This is a genomic window from Luteimonas sp. Soil_C_5 (genome assembly GCF_057656615.1).
In genome coordinates this window covers 204587-221310 of record NZ_JBDGKA010000001.1, presented here as the reverse complement: position 1 = coordinate 221310, position 16724 = coordinate 204587, and the positions used below count along the sequence as shown (strand labels likewise).

Annotated in this window: 14 protein-coding genes; 6 read left to right on the top strand and 8 right to left on the bottom strand. The window is 68.6% G+C overall.

All coding sequences use genetic code 11. From position 1 onward, the window contains the following. Positions 1 to 3: 3 nt before the first annotated feature. Positions 4 to 1110 (bottom strand): efflux RND transporter periplasmic adaptor subunit, encoded by a 1107-nt coding sequence (locus tag AC3A5K_RS01075; protein WP_487615663.1) that lies wholly within the window; start codon positions 1108 to 1110, stop codon positions 4 to 6. 293 nt (positions 1111 to 1403) lie between these two features. On the opposite strand from AC3A5K_RS01075, the gene AC3A5K_RS01070 reads away from it, so the two are divergent. Next, positions 1404 to 1937, top strand: coding sequence for a DUF2939 domain-containing protein (locus AC3A5K_RS01070; protein WP_487615662.1), 534 nt, complete (start codon positions 1404 to 1406; stop codon positions 1935 to 1937). 291 nt (positions 1938 to 2228) lie between these two features. On the opposite strand, the gene AC3A5K_RS01065 is transcribed toward AC3A5K_RS01070, so the two are convergent. Further along, positions 2229 to 2921 carry a phosphatase PAP2 family protein gene (locus AC3A5K_RS01065; RefSeq protein ID WP_487615661.1) on the bottom strand — a complete coding sequence of 231 codons (693 nt, stop codon included), beginning with the start codon at positions 2919 to 2921 and terminating at the stop codon, positions 2229 to 2231. Further along, positions 2911 to 4206, bottom strand: a complete 1296-nt coding sequence (gene ispG / locus AC3A5K_RS01060; RefSeq protein WP_487615660.1) for a flavodoxin-dependent (E)-4-hydroxy-3-methylbut-2-enyl-diphosphate synthase — start codon at positions 4204 to 4206, stop codon at positions 2911 to 2913. The genes AC3A5K_RS01065 and ispG overlap by 11 nt, the downstream gene beginning before the upstream one ends. Before the next feature lie 113 nt (positions 4207 to 4319). On the opposite strand from ispG, the gene AC3A5K_RS01055 reads away from it, so the two are divergent. Both AC3A5K_RS01055 and AC3A5K_RS01050 read left to right on the top strand, forming a co-directional pair. Further along, a complete protein-coding gene (locus AC3A5K_RS01055) occupies positions 4320 to 5561 on the top strand; it encodes an ATP-binding protein (RefSeq protein ID WP_487615659.1) in 1242 nt (413 codons plus the stop codon). Next, complete coding sequence (locus AC3A5K_RS01050; RefSeq protein ID WP_487615658.1) at positions 5558 to 6130, top strand: response regulator transcription factor; 573 nt, start codon at positions 5558 to 5560, stop codon at positions 6128 to 6130. Before AC3A5K_RS01055 ends, AC3A5K_RS01050 begins: the two co-directional genes overlap by 4 nt. Positions 6131 to 6151: 21 nt before the next feature. Here the strand turns inward: AC3A5K_RS01050 and AC3A5K_RS01045 are convergent, their stop codons facing one another. Together AC3A5K_RS01045 and AC3A5K_RS01040 are read right to left on the bottom strand one after the other, a co-directional pair. Beyond that, the gene (locus AC3A5K_RS01045) at positions 6152 to 6652 is read right to left on the bottom strand and encodes a copper chaperone PCu(A)C (protein ID WP_487615657.1); all 501 of its coding nucleotides are present in this window, start codon (positions 6650 to 6652) and stop codon (positions 6152 to 6154) included. A gap of 62 nt (positions 6653 to 6714) precedes the next feature. Then, positions 6715 to 8898, bottom strand: a complete 2184-nt coding sequence (locus AC3A5K_RS01040; RefSeq protein WP_487615656.1) for a TonB-dependent receptor — start codon at positions 8896 to 8898, stop codon at positions 6715 to 6717. Positions 8899 to 9010: 112 nt separating this feature from the next. Here AC3A5K_RS01040 and xseA point away from each other — a divergent pair, with 112 nt between their 5' ends. The 3 genes from xseA (at position 9011) to AC3A5K_RS01025 (ending at position 13755) form a co-directional block, all read left to right on the top strand. Continuing rightward, positions 9011 to 10354: an exodeoxyribonuclease VII large subunit gene (xseA, locus tag AC3A5K_RS01035; RefSeq protein WP_487615655.1), complete on the top strand. Its 1344-nt coding sequence runs from the start codon at positions 9011 to 9013 to the stop codon at positions 10352 to 10354. Positions 10355 to 10595: 241 nt separating this feature from the next. After that, on the top strand, positions 10596 to 12245 hold the full coding sequence (locus tag AC3A5K_RS01030; RefSeq protein ID WP_487615654.1) for an acetolactate synthase large subunit: 1650 nt from the start codon (positions 10596 to 10598) through the stop codon (positions 12243 to 12245). Positions 12246 to 12288: 43 nt separating this feature from the next. Beyond that, on the top strand, positions 12289 to 13755 hold the full coding sequence (locus AC3A5K_RS01025; RefSeq protein ID WP_487615653.1) for an aldehyde dehydrogenase family protein: 1467 nt from the start codon (positions 12289 to 12291) through the stop codon (positions 13753 to 13755). A 21-nt stretch (positions 13756 to 13776) separates the two neighbouring features. On the opposite strand, the gene AC3A5K_RS01020 is transcribed toward AC3A5K_RS01025, so the two are convergent. The 3 genes from AC3A5K_RS01020 to AC3A5K_RS01010 are packed head-to-tail and all read right to left on the bottom strand — an operon-like array spanning position 13777 to position 16710. Further along, positions 13777 to 15627, bottom strand: a complete 1851-nt coding sequence (locus AC3A5K_RS01020) for a sensor domain-containing diguanylate cyclase (protein WP_487615652.1) — start codon at positions 15625 to 15627, stop codon at positions 13777 to 13779. A 16-nt stretch (positions 15628 to 15643) separates the two neighbouring features. After that, a complete protein-coding gene (locus AC3A5K_RS01015; RefSeq protein WP_487615651.1) occupies positions 15644 to 15874 on the bottom strand; it encodes a hypothetical protein in 231 nt (76 codons plus the stop codon). Between the two features lie 56 nt (positions 15875 to 15930). After that, on the bottom strand, positions 15931 to 16710 hold the full coding sequence (locus tag AC3A5K_RS01010) for an SAM-dependent methyltransferase (RefSeq protein WP_487615650.1): 780 nt from the start codon (positions 16708 to 16710) through the stop codon (positions 15931 to 15933). Between the last annotated feature and the right edge of the window lie 14 nt (positions 16711 to 16724).

Sequence of the window (16724 nt, the reverse complement as noted above, 5' to 3'; positions counted from 1 at the left end):
CGCTTACCGCCGCAGACGGGCGTCGACCGCCTGCCCGTCGCCCAGCTGCCGGGCGCCGGCCACGACCACCTGGGCGTCGTCGGCGAATTCACCACGCACCAGCGCCCAGGCGTCGCCCAGTTCGACGATTTCCACCGGCTGCGCCACCGCCTTGCCGGCATCGACGCGCCAGACCATGGCCGCGCCATCGGCGCCGGTCAGCAGCGCCGACAGCGGCACCCGTGCGAGTCCGTCCGGCGTCGCGGGCGCATGCGGATCCGGCATGGCCACGCGCACTGCCATGCCGGGCAGGACGTTGGCGCCAGCCGGCGCCTCACCGCGGAAGACGAGGCGATAGGTGCGCGTGCCTTCGGCGGGCAACGTGCTGTGTTCGCGGTAGACCAGGGCCAGCGGCGGATGATCGGGCGCGGCCGCCAGCGTCGCCCGGGCTTCCAGCGTGCCGTCGAGCGGCAGACGCAGCGCATCGCGTTCGGCGACGTCGACGACCACGTCGAAACCGCGGCCGGCCTGCAGGCTCAGCACGGCTTCGCCGGGTGGCACCACGGTGCCCGGATCCACCAGACGGCGCGCGACCCGGCCCGCATATGGCGCCAGCAGCCGGGTATGCGCGACCTGGCGGTCGGCCGCTTCGCGTTGCGCCCGCGCGTTGGCCAGTTCGGTTTCGGCCAGCTCGATCGCGGCCGGCGCGAGAATGCCCTCTTCGGCCAGCGTCCGCCGTCGCGCCAGATCCGCGGCGGCCGTGCGCTCGGTGATTGCGGCCTGACGTTGTTCGACCCGGTAATCGGCGTCGTCCAGTTCGGCCAGCAACTGTCCGGCCTCGACCGCCTCGCCCGCCTCCACGTGCACGCGCACCAGGCGTCCCTGCACCATGAATCCCATGTCGGTCTGTGCCACTGACTCGACCCGGCCGGCATGTTGGCGCTCCCCGGCGTCGGCGGACGCGCGGCCCAGCTCCTGCACGATCACCGGCCGCGGCGCCGGCTCCGGCAGAGGATCGCTGCTGCAGCCGGCAAGCATCACGCCGAGCCAGGCCAGCAGTCCCGGGCGCCCCAGGCGTGCCGCGGTCCGGCGGGGATGCATCGAATCGACGCCGGCGGGCAGATGGGACATCCATCCCGGGGAACGCGTGGGCATGCGGGAGCACCGTGGAGCAGAACGGGCCGTGCACGCTAACGACCGACGGGTCGATAACCAATGAAGGCCGGCTGGTGCCTGCCCCAAGCGCAGACGAAAGCGGGGGCGGCTTTGATCGCTCTGCGACAGCAGACGGCGTCGATGGCCGCGCGCGGCGATCTTCGACCTCTGCGCCTCCGTCTTGCTCGGGTGCCTTAGACCGCGCATGTTCAGCGCCGGATGCGTCGTGCACGGAACAATGCGCAACTCAGGTCGATCGGGAATCTGGAATGAAGAAGTTCGCATGGGGTGCCGTCGCGCTCGCGCTGTTGCTGGCGGTGTATGTCGCAGCCGGTCCGCTGCTGACGATCCATGCGATCCGCAATGCGTTGCAGAACGAAGACTCGCGTGCGCTGTCGCGGCAGGTGGACTTTCCGGCGCTGCGCGCGAGCCTGCGGCTGCAGTTGGCCGATGTAATCGTGCGCGAGGCCGGGCCGGATCTGCAGTCGAACCTGCTCGGCGCGATCGGATTGCGGCTTGCCGGCAGTGCGGCTGGCACGGGCGTCGACATGATGGTCACGCCGGTCGGTCTGAGCGCGCTGATGCGTGGTCAACGGCTGTGGAGTCTCGCCGGCGGCGCATCGCCGACGCAGGTCCGTCCCGACGCAGAACGCGAGCCGCCGCTCGCAGACGCGCACTACCGCTACCACTCGCCCTCGCGCTTCACCGCCACGGTGCGCGACGACCGCGACCGTCCGATCGAGTTCGTGCTGACGCGCAAGGGTCTGAGCTGGAAGCTGTCGGATATCCGCTTGCCGATCTAGGGCTTCCTGCCGTTGGCGACACGCCTGCATCCTCGTGCACCGCGTGGCGGCGACGGTCTTCTGCAACGGACGGGGTGGCGAACGGTGACGCCCTGCCCGACCTGCGGGATCCGGCAGCCAGGCCGCGGGTCACGGTGTGCGACGCGAGGGTGGTCGCGCTGCGGTCACGACGCAACGCAGGCGTTCCAGATCAGCGGAGCCGCTTCGCTGCAATCTCGGTGTACTCGGCAGCACAGCCACTGCCCCATCGCGGACAAGCGCGCTCTGATCAGCGCGCCCCCACGCATGCGCTTATGCGTCGCGCCTGAACTTCGGCCGGTGGTACATCACCAGATACACGCCCACCACCCACGCCGAGGCCGCCGCCCATCCCGCCAGAATGTCGGACGGGTAATGCACGCCCAGGTACACGCGCGACAGGCCGACCATCGGCACGAACACGGCCATCGCGGCGATGACCCACCAGCGCGCGCGCGTCGGCCAGGCCAGCAGGATCAGCACCGCGGCCAGCGTCATCGATCCCATCGCGTGGCCGCTAGGAAAACTGTAGGTCGCCTCGGGCGCGATCGAGTCCCACAGGCTGGGGCGGTCGCGCGCGAACAACTGCTTGGTCGCAAGGTTCAACAGCGCCGAGCCGCCGGTCGCCACCGCGACGAACAGACCATCGCGCCAGCGCTTCATCGCCAACAGCACCAGCACCAGGCCGATGTCGACCGGCACCACGCCCTTGGCGTAGCCGATCTCGGAGAAGAACAGGAACACGCGGGTGAAGCCGTCGCGCGCGGCCTCCTGCGCGAACAGCAGGATCGGCTCGTCGAACGGGATCGCTTCGGATTCGTGGACCTCGTCGGCGAGTTCCATGAAGCCCCACATCGGCAGCAGCACGCCCGCGAACAGCAGCAGGAACTTCCAGCCGTGGCGGCGCAGCAGGCCGCCGGTTTCGCGCGAGCCCTCGGCGACGACGGCGCCGCCGTCAGGTGGCATCGACGCGGCGGCCGTAATGGCGGTGCACGTAGTCGTCGACCAGCGCGACGAACTCATGGGCGATGTGTTCGCCGCGCAGGGTCATCGCCTTCTCGCCGTCGATGAAAACCGGTGCCGACGGGGCTTCTCCGGTACCCGGCAGCGAAATGCCGATGTTGGCGTGGCGCGATTCGCCCGGCCCGTTGACCACGCAGCCCATCACCGCGAGCGTCATGTTCTCCGCGCCCGGGTGGGTGATCTTCCACTCCGGCATCTTGTCGCGCACATGGTCCTGGACCACGCCGGCCAGTTCCTGGAAGAACTCCGACGTGGTGCGGCCGCAGCCCGGGCACGCAGTGACCATCGGCGTGAACGCGCGCAGGCCCATCGTCTGCAGCAGTTCCTGCGCGACGACGACCTCCTTGGTGCGCGAGGCGCCGGGCTCGGGCGTGAGCGAGATGCGGATCGTGTCGCCGATGCCTTCCTGCATCAGGATCGCCAGCGCGGCGCTGGACGCGACCATGCCCTTGCTGCCGATGCCGGCCTCGGTGAGGCCCAGATGCAGCGCGAAATCGCTGCGCGCGGCCAGATCGCGATACACGGCGACCAGTTCCTGCACGCCGCTGACCTTGGCGCTGAGCACGATGCGATCGCGGCCGAGACCGAATTCGACGGCGCGTTCTGCCGAATCGACCGCCGATCGGATCAGCGCCTCGCGCAGCACGCGGCCCGCATCCCAAGGCACGTTGCGCTGGGCGTTCTCGTCCATCAGCGCGGCGGCGAGCGACTGGTCGAGCGAGCCCCAGTTCGCGCCGATGCGCACCGGCTTGTCGTAGCGCATCGCGAACTCGATCAACTGACCGAACTGCAGATCCTTCTTCTTGCCGAAACCGACGTTGCCCGGGTTGATCCGGTACTTCGCCAGCGCTTCCGCGCAGGCAGGTTCGCCGCTCAGCAGCTGGTGTCCGTTGTAGTGGAAGTCGCCGATGATCGGCACTTCGATGCCCTGCATCGCCAGCCGCTCGACGATGCGCGGCACCGCGGCGGCGGATTCGGGATTGTTGACCGTGATGCGCACCAGTTCCGAACCGGCGCGCCACAACTCGCCGATCTGCTTCGCGGTCGAGGCGATATCGGCGGTGTCGGTATTGGTCATCGACTGCACGACCACCGGCGCATCGCCGCCGACGGCGATCCCTCCGATGAGAACCTGGCGCGTGCCGCGGCGCGCGGCAGCGCCGAATTCGGGCAGGCGCACGGGCTCGGAGAGGCAGGCGGCGGGGGCGGAAGCGGGCTGGGTGGACATCGGCGCAGTTTACCGGCTCCGGCCACGCACCCGCTGACGGAACCCGAAACCGATGCGGGTGCGACCGACGGCCGCAGGGCGGCGTGCCGGCACCTACACTACGATGGCCGCCGATGCAGCCGCAGCCGCCCGCCACCGCCCTCGTCCGCACGCTGTACAGCCTGCGCTGGCTGGCCGTGGGCGGGCAGTCGCTGACCATCCTGTGGGCGACCCACGGCTTCCACATGGCCCTGCCCCGCGGTCCCTTGTGGGGACCGGTGCTGGTGTTGGCGGCGTTCAACGTGCTGGTCCACATGCGCCTGCGCAGCAGCCGCGATGCCGGGCCGGGCGAGGCCTTCGTCCATGTGCTGGTCGACACCGCGGTTCTAGCCTGGCTGGTGGCCTGGACCGGCGGCATCGCCAACCCGTTCGCGTCGCTGTTCCTGCTGCCGATCGCGCTGACCGCGATGGCGCTGCCGGCGATCTGGGCCGTGGCCAGCGCCTTCGCCGGGCTCACCGGCTACCTGCTGGCGGTGCAGTTCGGTCAGCCGCTGCCGCACCTGCACGACGGTTTCGACCTGCATCTGGCCGGCATGGCGGTGAACTTCGTGCTGTCGGTGGGCCTGGTGCTGTACCTGATGCTGCGGCTGGCGGGCGCGCGCGACCGCCGGGAGCGTGAACTGACCGCGCTGCGCGAACGCTTCGTCCGCAACGAGGGCATCCTCGCGCTGGCCACGCACGCTGCCTCGGTGGCGCACGAACTCAATACCCCGCTGGGCACGATGACCCTGCTGCTCGACGATCTGGAAACGGCCGCGATGACGCCCGAAGGCGTCGAGGACGTCGCCACCCTGCGCCGCCTCGTCGATACCTGCCGCGACCGCGTGCGCTCGCTGGCCGATCCCGCAGACCCTGCCGCCGGCGCCCGGGTGGACATCGGCCGGGTGCTGGAACACTGGCAGCTGGTGCGCCCGGCGATCGCGCTCACGCGCAGCGGCAACGTCGAATCCCACCAGCGCGTGGACCGCACCATCGGCCACCTGCTGCTCGCCCTGCTCAACAACGCCGCCGACGCCAGCGAGGCCAACGGCAGCCGTCAGGTGGACCTGCATCTGCAAATCGAGGCCGGCGTGCTCGACGGCGCGATCCGCGACCACGGCACCGGCTTCGACGCGCAGGCGCCGTTTCTGCCGGTGCTGTTCCGCAGCGGCAAGGCCGACGGGCTGGGTATCGGCCTGGCGCTGTCGCATGCCGCCATCGAACAGCTGGGCGGCGAACTGGACATGGAGGAAGCCGACGGCGGCGGCGCGCGCGTGCATTTCCGCGTGCCCGTGGACCCGGCCGACCTCGCCCCTTCTCAGGAGACGACGCCATGAACGGTCTGCTGGTCGACGACGACACCCTGTATCTCGACGCGCTGCGGCGCGCCCTGCACCGCCGCGGCATCGCGTGCGAGATCGCGGCGGACGCGGCCACCGCGCTGGAGATCGCCGCACGCACGCGGCCAGACTTCGCACTGGTGGATCTGAAGCTGGGCGAGAGCTCCGGCCTCACCCTGATCGAGCCGCTGCGCGCGATCCGCGCCGACATGCGCATCCTGCTGGTCACCGGCTACGCGAGCATCGCGACGGCCGTGGAAGCGATCAAGCGCGGCGCCGACGATTACCTGCCCAAGCCGGTCTCGGCCGACACCCTGCAGCGCGTGCTGCTGGACACCGAACGCGCGCCCGTCCTGCCGGCTGCCGATGGCGTGGCCGATGCGTCGATCGAGAGCGCGACAATGATTCCGCTGCACCGGCTGGAGTGGGAACACATCCAGCAGGCGCTCAGCGAGACCGGCGGCAACATCTCCGCCACCGCCCGCCTGCTCGGCATGCACCGGCGCTCGCTGCAGCGCAAGCTGGCCAAGCGTCCGGGGCCGGAACGACGGCCGCCGACGGACTGACGCCGGCGGCCGTGCGAAGCGTCAGTGCGCGTGGGCGTCCTGCGCCGGTGCATCGCCCGCCAGCGGGCGTACTTCGAACGTGACCGCCTGGCGCGGTGCGTGTTCGAACACCAGCGTCGCCTCGATCGACTGGCCGGCGCGCATCGGTTCGACCGGCGCGATGAACATCAGATGGTTGCCACCGGGCGCGAGCGCGACCTCGGTGCCGGCCGGCAGTTCGACGCCATCAGGCAATTCGCGCATCTGCATGACACCGCCGCCGTGGCGCATCTCGTGGATCTCGACGCTGGCCGATGCCGGTGTTTCCACCGACACCAGGCGGTCGTCGATGGCGCTGCGCAGCGTCAGATAACCGCCGGCGACGGCGGCCGTCGGCGGGGTCTCGCGGATCCACGCGGCACTGACGGTCACGCCCTCGGCAGCGGCACCCGTTGCGGCGGCATCCGCCGGTGCGTTCTGGCTGCAGGCCGCAAGCGCGAGCGCAGCCATGCAGGCGGTGGCGAGAAGAAGACGTCGTGACATCGCGGAACTCCTTGAATTGCGGCGCGGGGCACCGGCGTGAGGGGGATTATCGCCCCTGCGCCTCACATGCGCAGGCGCAGGGCCAGTTCGACCGAGCGCGGCTCGCCCAGATAGACCATCTCGGTACCGATTGCATGCATGCTGTAGCTGCGATCGCCGAGGTTGCGCCCGCGCAGTTCGACAGCGAGCGCCAGTGTCGCCTGCCAGCGCAGATGCGCACCCCACACGGCGTAGCCGGCGGTCTGGAACGTGTTGGCGGCGGTCGCCTGGCGATCGTCCACTGCGCGCAGATCGACACCGGCATGCCAGTCCGGCGCCAGGCGGTAATCGAGCCACGCATTGGCGACACGCGCCGGCGTATTGGCCGGCCGGTTGCCGGCGCGCGACACCACCACGCCGGCCACCGTCTCGGTGAAATCGTCGAGGCGCGCATCGACCCAGCCGGCGTTGGCCTGCAACCGCAGCGCATCGACCGGGCGCCAGTCCAGCGTGGCCTCGAGCCCGCGCGCGGACTGCTGGCCTACCGGCAGCGTCTGGCCGGGAGTGTCAGGATCGGCGATCGCGAGATTGCGGCGCACGATGCGATAGGCCGCCAACGTCGCGTGGCCACGGCCGCCGTCGAAATCCGTCTTCGCGCCGGCTTCCAGCTGCCGTCCACGGCTGAGATCGAAGTCGCGCAAGGCCGAAAAGCCCGCGGTCGACAGGATACCCGCGGGCGGATCGGCAGCAGTGCTTGCCTGCAGGTACACGCTGGCGGCGTCGGTGACATCGAGATGCAGGCCGACGCGACCGGTCCGCGCGGTGTAATCGCGTTGCCAGCGCGCAGGACTGGTCGGCGTGACCGCACGATGGTTGATGACCTCCAGCGCGATGCGTTCCTGCCGCAGGCCGGTCATCAGCCCCAGCCGCGGCGAGAGCCGGGTCATGTTCTCCAGCGACAGCGCCTGCGTGCGCAAGCGGTTGGTCGCGCCCGGCACGTGGCCCGGCGCGGTGCCTGGAATCGCGAAGAAATGCCCCGGCGTGCGTGCGTCGACCGCAACGGTGTCGATCGTGCCGGCGATCGATTGCGGAGACCGCGTCTGCCGGTTCCAGGCGAATTCGAGACCCGCCGCCCATTGCGTGGGCAACGTCCCGAGGCTGCCGTCGACGGTCCAGTCGGTGCGATTGCCGGTGACCTGCTGGTCGTGACGCTGCTGCAGCACGCCCGAACGCGCCACGCCATCGCGCGCCGCGGTGTAGCGATAGCTTTCGACATTGCGGTAATCGCGCAGCGCGTCGTAGCGGTAGAGCGTGTTGCGGACGCGGCCGGCGGTGCCGCCGTCCCATTCGAGCAGCGAGCGCGCCCAGCTGACGTCCTGGGCATAGAAGCCATCGGCGACGTTGTAGTTGCGCCCGGCGGTGCCGGGCAGGATGTCGAGACGGTTGCGGCCGTCGGCCACCGCCGGCGAGCCCCAGTACACGCGGGCGTTGTCCTCGGTCTGCGCTTCCAAGGCCAGCGTATGGGTCAGCGCCGGGGTGAGTGCCCAGGCCCAGGACGCGGCTGCCGTCCAGGCCTCGCGGCGCTCGCCGTCGACCCAGCCGTCGCGTGCGCTGTAACCACCGTCGACGCGCAGCGCATGGACCGCGTCGTCACCGCCGATGCGATGGTTGAAGCCGCCCGCCAGCACCCGGCTGTCGAAGCTGCCGACGCTGGCAATGCCGCCAGCGCTGTCCGCGTCGAAACCGGCGCGACGGGTCACGTAATCGATGGTGCCGCCGACTGCGCCGGCGCCCGAGAGGAAACTCGACGGTCCGCCGATGGCCTCGACCCGTTCGTAGATCCAGCCATCGACCGGCCGCGCCGCGATCGAGGCGTACTGCACGTTGATGCCGTTGAACAGCTGGGTGACCTGCGCGCCGGAGAACCCGCGCCAGGTGACCGTGTTGCCGTGGCCCGGCGGCGATGCGACCACGAGGCCCGGCAGCGCGAACAGCGCTTCCTGCGTGGTCCGCACGCCGCGCGCGTCGAACATGTCGCGATCGATCCGGAACACCGAGGCCGGCGTCTCGCGGATCGACAGATCCAGCCGTGTGCCGCCATCGGCATCCGCGTCCAGCGCACGCAGGCCGGTCACGGCCACGCGGTCCAGGGTCACCGCATCCGGAGGCGGCGCGCCGGACGCCAGCGCGACGACCGGCGCGGACAGCAGCACGGCGAGCGGACGCAGACGATGACCGCGGAGGGTGGAACCGGGAATACAGGCCATGCAGGCGCGCCGCGATCGAGGGCCATCGAGGCTAGGCCTGCGTGAACACGGCGCCAATGCGACCCGGTGTCGCACCCGGCAGTGCGAATGCGGCGCCGGGTATCCTGTCCGCATGCATGACCCCGCTTCCGCCAACGTTCTTACGCCCAGCCAGCTCAACACTCTCGCCCGCGGCCTGCTGGAAGACACGTTTTCCCAGGTCGTGGTCGAAGGCGAACTCGGCAACGTGTCGCGCCCGGCCTCGGGCCACATGTACTTCACCCTCAAGGACGCGCGCGCCCAGGTGCGCTGCGCGCTGTTCAAGCCCAAGAGCCAGTGGCTGCGCTTCGTGCCGCGCGACGGCCTGCAGGTGCGCGCACGCGGCCGGGTCACGCTGTACGAGGCGCGCGGCGAGTACCAGCTGATCCTCGACACGCTGGAGGAGGCCGGCGAAGGCGCGCTGCGCCGGGCGTTCGATGCGCTGAAGGCGCAGCTGCAGGCCGAAGGCCTGTTCGAGGCCGCGCGCAAGCGCCCCCTGCCCGCCTTCCCGCGCCGCCTGGGCATCGTCACCTCGCCCTCGGGTGCGGCCGTACGCGACGTTCTCAGCGTGCTCGCGCGCCGCTTTCCGCTGCTCGAGGTCGAGATCCTGCCGGCCCTGGTCCAGGGCGCCGAGGCGCCGGCGCAGCTGCTGCGCATGTTCCAGGCGGCCGCGGCTTCGGGCCGCTACGACGTGCTCCTGCTGACCCGCGGCGGCGGCTCGCTGGAAGACCTGTGGGCGTTCAACGACGAGGCCCTGGTGCGCGCGGTCGCCGCGTCGCCGGTGCCGGTGATTTCGGCGGTCGGCCACGAAACCGACTTCAGCCTCACCGATTTCGCAGCCGATCTGCGCGCACCGACGCCCTCGGCCGCAGCCGAACTGCTGACGCCCGACCGGATCGACCTGCTGGGGCGCACCCGGCAACTGCAGCGGCATGTCGACACTGCCCAGCGGCGCCTGTTGCAGGACCATCACCAGCGCGTCGACCGGCTGGGCCTGCGCCTGCAGGCCATGCGACCGCAGGCGCGCCTCGATGCACTGCGCACGCGCCAGGACACGGCGATGCGACGCCTGACCAGCGCGCTCGACCGCCAGCTCCAGCAGCAGCGCGCACGGCTGCGTCACGCCGACGCCGTCCTGCAGGCACAGTCACCAGGCCGGCGCCTGCAGATGCTGCGGCAACAGCTCGAAGCGCTGCGTGGCCGTCCTGAAGCCGCGCTGCGCCGCCGCCTTCAGCGCGATGCCCTGCAGCTGCGCGGCCTGGCGCGTTCGCTGGAAGCCGTCAGTCCGCTGGCGACGATCGCACGCGGCTACAGCATCCTGCAGCGCGACGACGGCACCGTCGTGCGCCGCCTCGGCGACGTCGCGCCGGGCGATGCGCTGCAGGCGCGGCTGGCGGACGGTCGCCTGCGGGTCCGGGTCGACGCCTCCAAGCCCTGATCGACCGGGGCACGCCCCGCGGCTGTTTTAACGGGTGGGCGCGCGCGCTCGCGAAACGGCTGCATCTGCCACACGTGATCCGGCGTTCCCACAAACAGGACAGCGCAGACGCACACGCAGTCCGTCGATCACACCTGTCGGCCCCACAGCCCGGCAAACGCAGCGTTCCGCCCCATCTCGCCCGCTGCTCACGCCGCCGCTGGCATGCTGGGCGCCCATGTCACGACGGAGTTCCCGCACGATGACCAAGGCGTCCGATCTGTTCGTCCAGGCGCTCGAAGCCGAGGGCGTGACCCACGTCTTCGGCATTCCCGGCGAGGAAAACTTGGACCTGCTCGAATCCCTGCGCGCGTCCGACATCGCGCTCGTCCTCACCCGTCATGAACAGGCCGCCGGCTTCATGGCCGCGACCTACGGCCGTCTGACCGGCAACGCCGGCGTGTGTCTGTCGACGCTCGGCCCCGGCGCGACCAACCTCGTCACGCCGGCCGCCTACGCGCAGCTCGGTGCGATGCCGATGCTGATGATCACCGGGCAGAAACCGATCCGCACCAGCAAGCAGGGCCATTTCCAGATCGTCGACGTCGTCGACATGATGCGGCCGCTGACCAAGTCGACGCATCAGCTGGTGTCCGCCGATGCGATCCCGGCGCGCGTGAGGGATGCGTTCCAGCGTGCGGAAGAGGAACGCCCCGGCGCGACCCATCTCGAACTGCCGCAGGACATCGCCGGTGACGAGACCGACGCAAGTCTGCTACCCGCACCGTACACGCGCCGGCCACTGGCCGAGCACAAGGCGATCGCGAACGCAGTCGAGGCGATCCGCAAGGCCAAACATCCGCTGCTGATGATCGGCGCCGGCGCCAACCGCAAGACCACGGCGAAGATGCTGCGCGCGTTCGTCGACCGGCTCGGCATTCCGTTCTTCAGCACGCAGATGGGCAAAGGCGTACTCGACGAAACGCACCCGCTCTGGCTCGGCACCGCCGCGCTGTCGGACAAGGATTTCGTGCATCGCGCGATCGACGCCGCCGACTGCATCGTCAACATCGGTCACGACGTCATCGAGAAGCCGCCGTTCTTCATGCGCAGCGGCCGGCGCACGGTGATCCACGTGAACTACGAGAGCGCGGTTGTCGACCAGGTCTACTTCCCGCAGATCGAGGTCGTCGGCGACATCGCCAACACGGTCTGGCAGCTCGCCGAAGCGCTGGACACGCCGCAGCCGCATTGGGACTTCGCGTTCTTCGATCGCGTACGCACCGCGCTGTGCGAGAACATCGCCGCACTTGCCGCCGACGACCGCTTTCCCGTGCACGGCCCGCATCTCGTCAAGATCCTGCGCGATGCGCTCGACCCGACCGATATCGTCTGTCTCGACAACGGCCTCTACAAGCTGTGGTTCGCACGCAACGACCGCTGCCGTGAGCCCAACACCCTGTTGCTCGACAACGCGCTGGCGACGATGGGCGCCGGCCTGCCGTCGGCGATCGCCGCCAAGCTGGTGCATGACGACCGTAAGATCGTCGCGGTCTGCGGCGACGGCGGTTTCATGATGAATTCGCAGGAGCTCGAGACCGCGGTCCGGCTGAAGCTCGATCTCGTCGTCATCGTGCTGCGCGACGATGCCTACGGCATGATCAAGTGGAAGCAGCAGCACGAGGATTACCCGGTCTACGGCATGGATTACGGCAATCCGGATTTCGTGCGCTACGCCGAAAGCTACGGCGCGCGCGGCCATCGCCCGGACAGCGCCGCAGCCTTCGCGGACACCCTGCGCACTGCGCTGGACACGCCAGGCGTGGACCTGATCGATCTCGCCATCGATTACGGCGACGACGACGCCCTGCTCAACACCGAGATTCCCGAGCGCAGCGCCGCGATCGACTGATCCGCGCTGTACGCCCCTTTCCGTCCGATTCCGGAGCGCCCCCATGGCCAAGCAAAAGACCGCCCGCAAGACCGCCGGGCTCGCCCGCAGCTATCCCTACTACCTCGCCAATGCGCCGGTCGCCGCGAACACCGATCTCGAGGTGCGCGACAAGTACAGCGGCAAGGTCGCCACGCGCGTGGCGATGGGCGACGCGACGGCGATCCGCAAGGCGATCGTCGCCGCGCACAAGGCGCGCGGGCCGATGGCCGACTTCAGCCCCGACCAGCGCCGCGACGTGCTGGAACATTGCGTGCGCCGGTTCGAGGAACGCTTCGACGAACTCGCACTGTCGCTGTGCATCGAGGCCGGCAAGCCGATCAAGGATGCCCGCGGCGAAGTCACCCGTCTGATCGACACCTTCCGCATCGCCGCCGGCGAGGCCACGCGCAGCGAAGGCGAAACGATCGAGATGCAGATCTCAGAGCGTACGCGCGGCTATCGCGGCATGGTCAAGCGCGTGCCGATCGGCGCCTGCAGCTTCATCACGCCGTTCAATTTCCCGTTGAATCTGGTGGCGCACAAGGTGGCGCCGGCGATCGCGGCCGGCTGTCCGTTCGTCCTGAAGCCTGCGGCGAAAACGCCGGTCGGCGCGCTGATCATCGGCGAGATCCTGGCCGAGACCGACCTGCCCAAGGGCGCGTTCTCCGTCATCCCCTGCAGCAACGAGGACGCCGCGGCGCTGACCGAAGACGAGCGGATCGCGCTGCTGAGCTTCACCGGCGGCCTGATCGGCTGGGACCTCAAGGCGCGCGCCGGCAAGAAGAAGGTCGTGCTGGAACTCGGCGGCAATGCCGCCTGCATCGTCGACGAAGATCCAGGCGCCAGCCTCGACCACGTGGTCGAGCGGATCGTCTTCGGCGCCTATTACCAGTCCGGCCAGAGCTGCATCGGCGTGCAGCGCATCTACGCGCACCGCACGATCCACGACGCGCTGCGGCGCAAGCTCAAGAAGGCGATCGGCGCGCTGCGCAGTGGCGATCCGCGCGACGAAAACACCTTCGTGGGTCCGGTGATCGACAGCGACGCCGCCGACCGCATCCAGTCCTGGATCGACGCTGCGCGCAAGGGCGGCGCCAAGGTCATCGCCGGTGGTCCGCGCGACGGCAACCTCATTCCTGCGACGCTGCTGGAGAAGGTCCCGCGCGACGCCGACCTGCAGCGCAAGGAAGTGTTCGGCCCGGTGGCCATCCTGGAACCGGTCGACAGCTTCGACGAGGCGATCAAGCGGGTGAACGACAGCGATTTCGGCCTGCAGGCCGGTGTGTTCACCGGCAACCTGGCCAACGCGATGCGTGCCTGGGACCGGATCGAGGCCGGCGGTGTCATCGTCGGCGACGTGCCGAGCTTCCGCGTCGACAACATGCCTTACGGCGGCATCAAGGATTCGGGTTGCGGCCGCGAAGGCGTGAAGTACGCGATCCGCGACATGACCGAAGAACGGCTGCTGGTGATCCGCGACCCGGTGTAACCGGGCCGCACGCACACCGCGTCAGGCCATGGCGCGGTGGGCCGGATCGCCGGCCGACGGCGTCGGCGAATCCGCCGCCGTCTCGCGCAGCGCACCCCGCAACAGTTCGATGGGAGTGGGGCCTGCACCATCGGATTCCATCGCCACCTCGAATACCCTCACCTGCCGCCGGCCGCCACGCTTGGCCGCGTACATCGCCTGGTCGGCCTCGCGCATCAGGTTGGTCAGGCTGTAGCCGGCACTGTCGACTTCGGCGACGCCGAAGCTCGCGGTGATCCGGAATCCGTAACCGGCGGCAGCCGTATCGATCGCACCGAAGCGCGCCTGGATGTCGCCGGCCAGCCGGACCGCGGCCGCGGCATCCAGTCCGGGCAGGAACAGCGCGAACTCCTCGCCGCCCAGCCGTCCGAATGCATCGACGCGGCGGCACAGCGGCCGAACCGCCTCGGCCACCTGCTGCAGCGCCCAGTCGCCGGCCGCATGGCCGAATCGGTCGTTGACCTGCTTGAAATGATCGAGATCAAACATCACCAGCACCGCGTGCTCGGCCTCCCGCGCGCAGCCCGCCAGAGCCACTGTGACGCGCTCGGAAAAATGCTGCCGGTTGCAGATGCCGGTCAGGGCATCGGTCTCGGTCATGCGCTGCAGGCGCACCTGCAGTCGCTTGGTCTTGTAGGCCCAGTACCCGACCGAGGCGAGCCCTGCCACGAGCACCAGCGCCAGCAACAACCAGTTCTGCGCACGCTGCTCGGTCACCCGCTTCTGCAGTTCCAGCAACTCGTTCTTCTGGCGCAGCAGTTCGATCTGCTGCGTCTGCTGCAGGGACTGGTGACGCACGACCTGGTAGGCCATCTCGCGCGTCTTCACGTCGTTGAAGTGCGCGCGTTCGGCTTCGGCGTATTGGCGGTAGGCGGCGAGCGCTGCGGAGAGATCGCTCGCCTCCAATGCCAATAAGTACTGCACATGATGGGCTTTGACCACAGCCTCGGTTGACATCGCTTCTTTACTGATCGCCAAGGCCTGATCGGAATGACGACGCGCGTGAGCCAAGTCACCAGTTCTCATTTCGAGCTCGGCAAGAAAGGCGTAGTACTGCGCGATGATGAAGGGATAGCCAGTCGCTTCTACCTCCGCCAAATGCTCGGAGAGCACGACGACCGCCTCGGCGACACGCCCTTGCTTTTCCATCTGACGCGCGTGATGCCAGCGTACAAAAGCCGCGATTATCGGCTCGCCGTTACATAGGTCGATACCTCGATGCACGAGTGCATCTTCGAACGCCTCTGCGAGTCCGTTTCGGGCTTCTAAGGTGACGCTCGCGATTGCGCACTGAGTTCGAGCCGAAGGCTGATCAGTGGAGACCAATTCAGAGTGGCGCAACGCCAATCCATACTCACCGACTTGGTTATAGACAATTGCGGCGACCATGAGTCCTCGGTGCCGGATATCTCGTTCTTCAATGCTCGCTGCAAGCGGAAGCATGACTTCTAAAGCGCGCAGCGCATCTTCGAACTGCCTAAGAACAGCATAGGTATTTGCCAGCATTGAAGCGGCAACAAAACGTGTCTGCGGATCTACTGAATCTGTAAGGATCTGCCGAAGCTCTGACACCGCAGATTCCGAATTCCCGGAGGTCATCGAACGATGAACTCGAAGCATTCTTATTCGACCAGCCTGCGCTGGGGTGGCGTGGGCAAGCATTCCACCCAACTCTTTCAACAGCACATCCACTCGCTGAGGATCCGATGTCCGTAGCGAATCTGCTTCTTCGATCATTACGTCCAGCGCCGGATTTGCGTGCAAATCGCCCGTAGCCGCACAGACAGCGGCGAGCAACGCAAAGAGCAGACGACGCCGGAGAGTCGTCTGCACGCAGCTTAGTTCCCGCTTAGACCTCGGAAGCTTCCTGATCACGCTGATCTTCCACACCGTCATCATCCTGATCGGGTTGATCTTGTTGAGGCTCAGACTCCCCTCCATCGGGAGTCATGATGACGCATGCCATCACGCGACCCTCAGCTGCCTGCTGGCTTAAAGCCATGAGAGCGCCCATATCTTTGTCGACCGCGAAAAACGTCTCTGTACCCACAGCTTCGAGCTGTGCAACGACATCCAACATGACTTCCCCTTCTAGTTCGATGGCAAAAGTTCCGCGACGTTGTAAAGCAAGCGGCTTTACCCGCCAGGAAAAAGACGTCCCCACATCCCCTCGTCCCGCACCATCGCCCTACCAGGCGGGACCACGAGCGTGGTGTGCTGGTGCAGCGTGGCGTCGACGAGTCCCCTGAGCGGCACCCGTTCCATCCGGGGCCGCGCGACCGCGAGCGTAGCAGCTTCGTACAGCGTCACAAGGTGGTCCGGCGGGTAGTCCTCCAGCAGGCGTTCGACCAGCAGAGCGCGCTCGGCCGCCGTATTGGTGAAACGCCCTGTGTCGCGGATTCCGGCCACGCCCACCTGCCACAGGATCAGCCAGGCGGAAGGGTCGATGATCCGGCGGTAGAACATGAACTGGCTGGCTTCGTAGTGCTGGCAGCCGACCTCGCCCGGATCCACGCCGAGATCCGCGTACAGGCAGTCTTCGGCCGAGATACCGGGTTCCATGATCGCCTGGAAGCCTTCGTTCCGCGCGGCGGAGATGGCGCGGTGCGGCACGCAGGCGAACACGCCCGGGTGGCCGTAGAACGCACCGCAGACCTCGCGGCCTGCGCGGACCTCGGCGAGCATCGCCTCCACCATGTCGGCGTAAGTGCGATGGCGCGACCGGCCTTCCCGGTAGAACGGCTGCAGGCTGCGGGCGTCGGGATTCATGCGCATCACCCACTGCTCCACCAGCGGATCGGAGACGGCGACGAAGACCACATCGGCGGTCTCGATATGCCGCCGCGCCCGTGGTGCCAGATGGGCACCGAGCATCATGCCCACGCCGACACAGGCCAGACGGCCCCTGCTTTCCATGCTTGATCGCCCCC

What these genes read in the sequence shown, in the direction of transcription:
- AC3A5K_RS01075 (WP_487615663.1), bottom strand. Translation starts at nt 1,110, where the DNA reads ATGTCCCATCTGCCCGCCGGCGTCGATTCGATGCATCCCCGCCGGACC.
- AC3A5K_RS01070 (WP_487615662.1), top strand. Translation starts at nt 1,404, where the DNA reads ATGAAGAAGTTCGCATGGGGTGCCGTCGCGCTCGCGCTGTTGCTGGCG.
- AC3A5K_RS01065 (WP_487615661.1), bottom strand. Translation starts at nt 2,921, where the DNA reads ATGCCACCTGACGGCGGCGCCGTCGTCGCCGAGGGCTCGCGCGAAACC.
- ispG (WP_487615660.1), bottom strand. Translation starts at nt 4,206, where the DNA reads ATGTCCACCCAGCCCGCTTCCGCCCCCGCCGCCTGCCTCTCCGAGCCC.
- AC3A5K_RS01055 (WP_487615659.1), top strand. Translation starts at nt 4,320, where the DNA reads ATGCAGCCGCAGCCGCCCGCCACCGCCCTCGTCCGCACGCTGTACAGC.
- AC3A5K_RS01050 (WP_487615658.1), top strand. Translation starts at nt 5,558, where the DNA reads ATGAACGGTCTGCTGGTCGACGACGACACCCTGTATCTCGACGCGCTG.
- AC3A5K_RS01045 (WP_487615657.1), bottom strand. Translation starts at nt 6,652, where the DNA reads ATGTCACGACGTCTTCTTCTCGCCACCGCCTGCATGGCTGCGCTCGCG.
- AC3A5K_RS01040 (WP_487615656.1), bottom strand. Translation starts at nt 8,898, where the DNA reads ATGGCCTGTATTCCCGGTTCCACCCTCCGCGGTCATCGTCTGCGTCCG.
- xseA (WP_487615655.1), top strand. Translation starts at nt 9,011, where the DNA reads ATGCATGACCCCGCTTCCGCCAACGTTCTTACGCCCAGCCAGCTCAAC.
- AC3A5K_RS01030 (WP_487615654.1), top strand. Translation starts at nt 10,596, where the DNA reads ATGACCAAGGCGTCCGATCTGTTCGTCCAGGCGCTCGAAGCCGAGGGC.
- AC3A5K_RS01025 (WP_487615653.1), top strand. Translation starts at nt 12,289, where the DNA reads ATGGCCAAGCAAAAGACCGCCCGCAAGACCGCCGGGCTCGCCCGCAGC.
- AC3A5K_RS01015 (WP_487615651.1), bottom strand. Translation starts at nt 15,874, where the DNA reads ATGTTGGATGTCGTTGCACAGCTCGAAGCTGTGGGTACAGAGACGTTT.
- AC3A5K_RS01010 (WP_487615650.1), bottom strand. Translation starts at nt 16,710, where the DNA reads ATGGAAAGCAGGGGCCGTCTGGCCTGTGTCGGCGTGGGCATGATGCTC.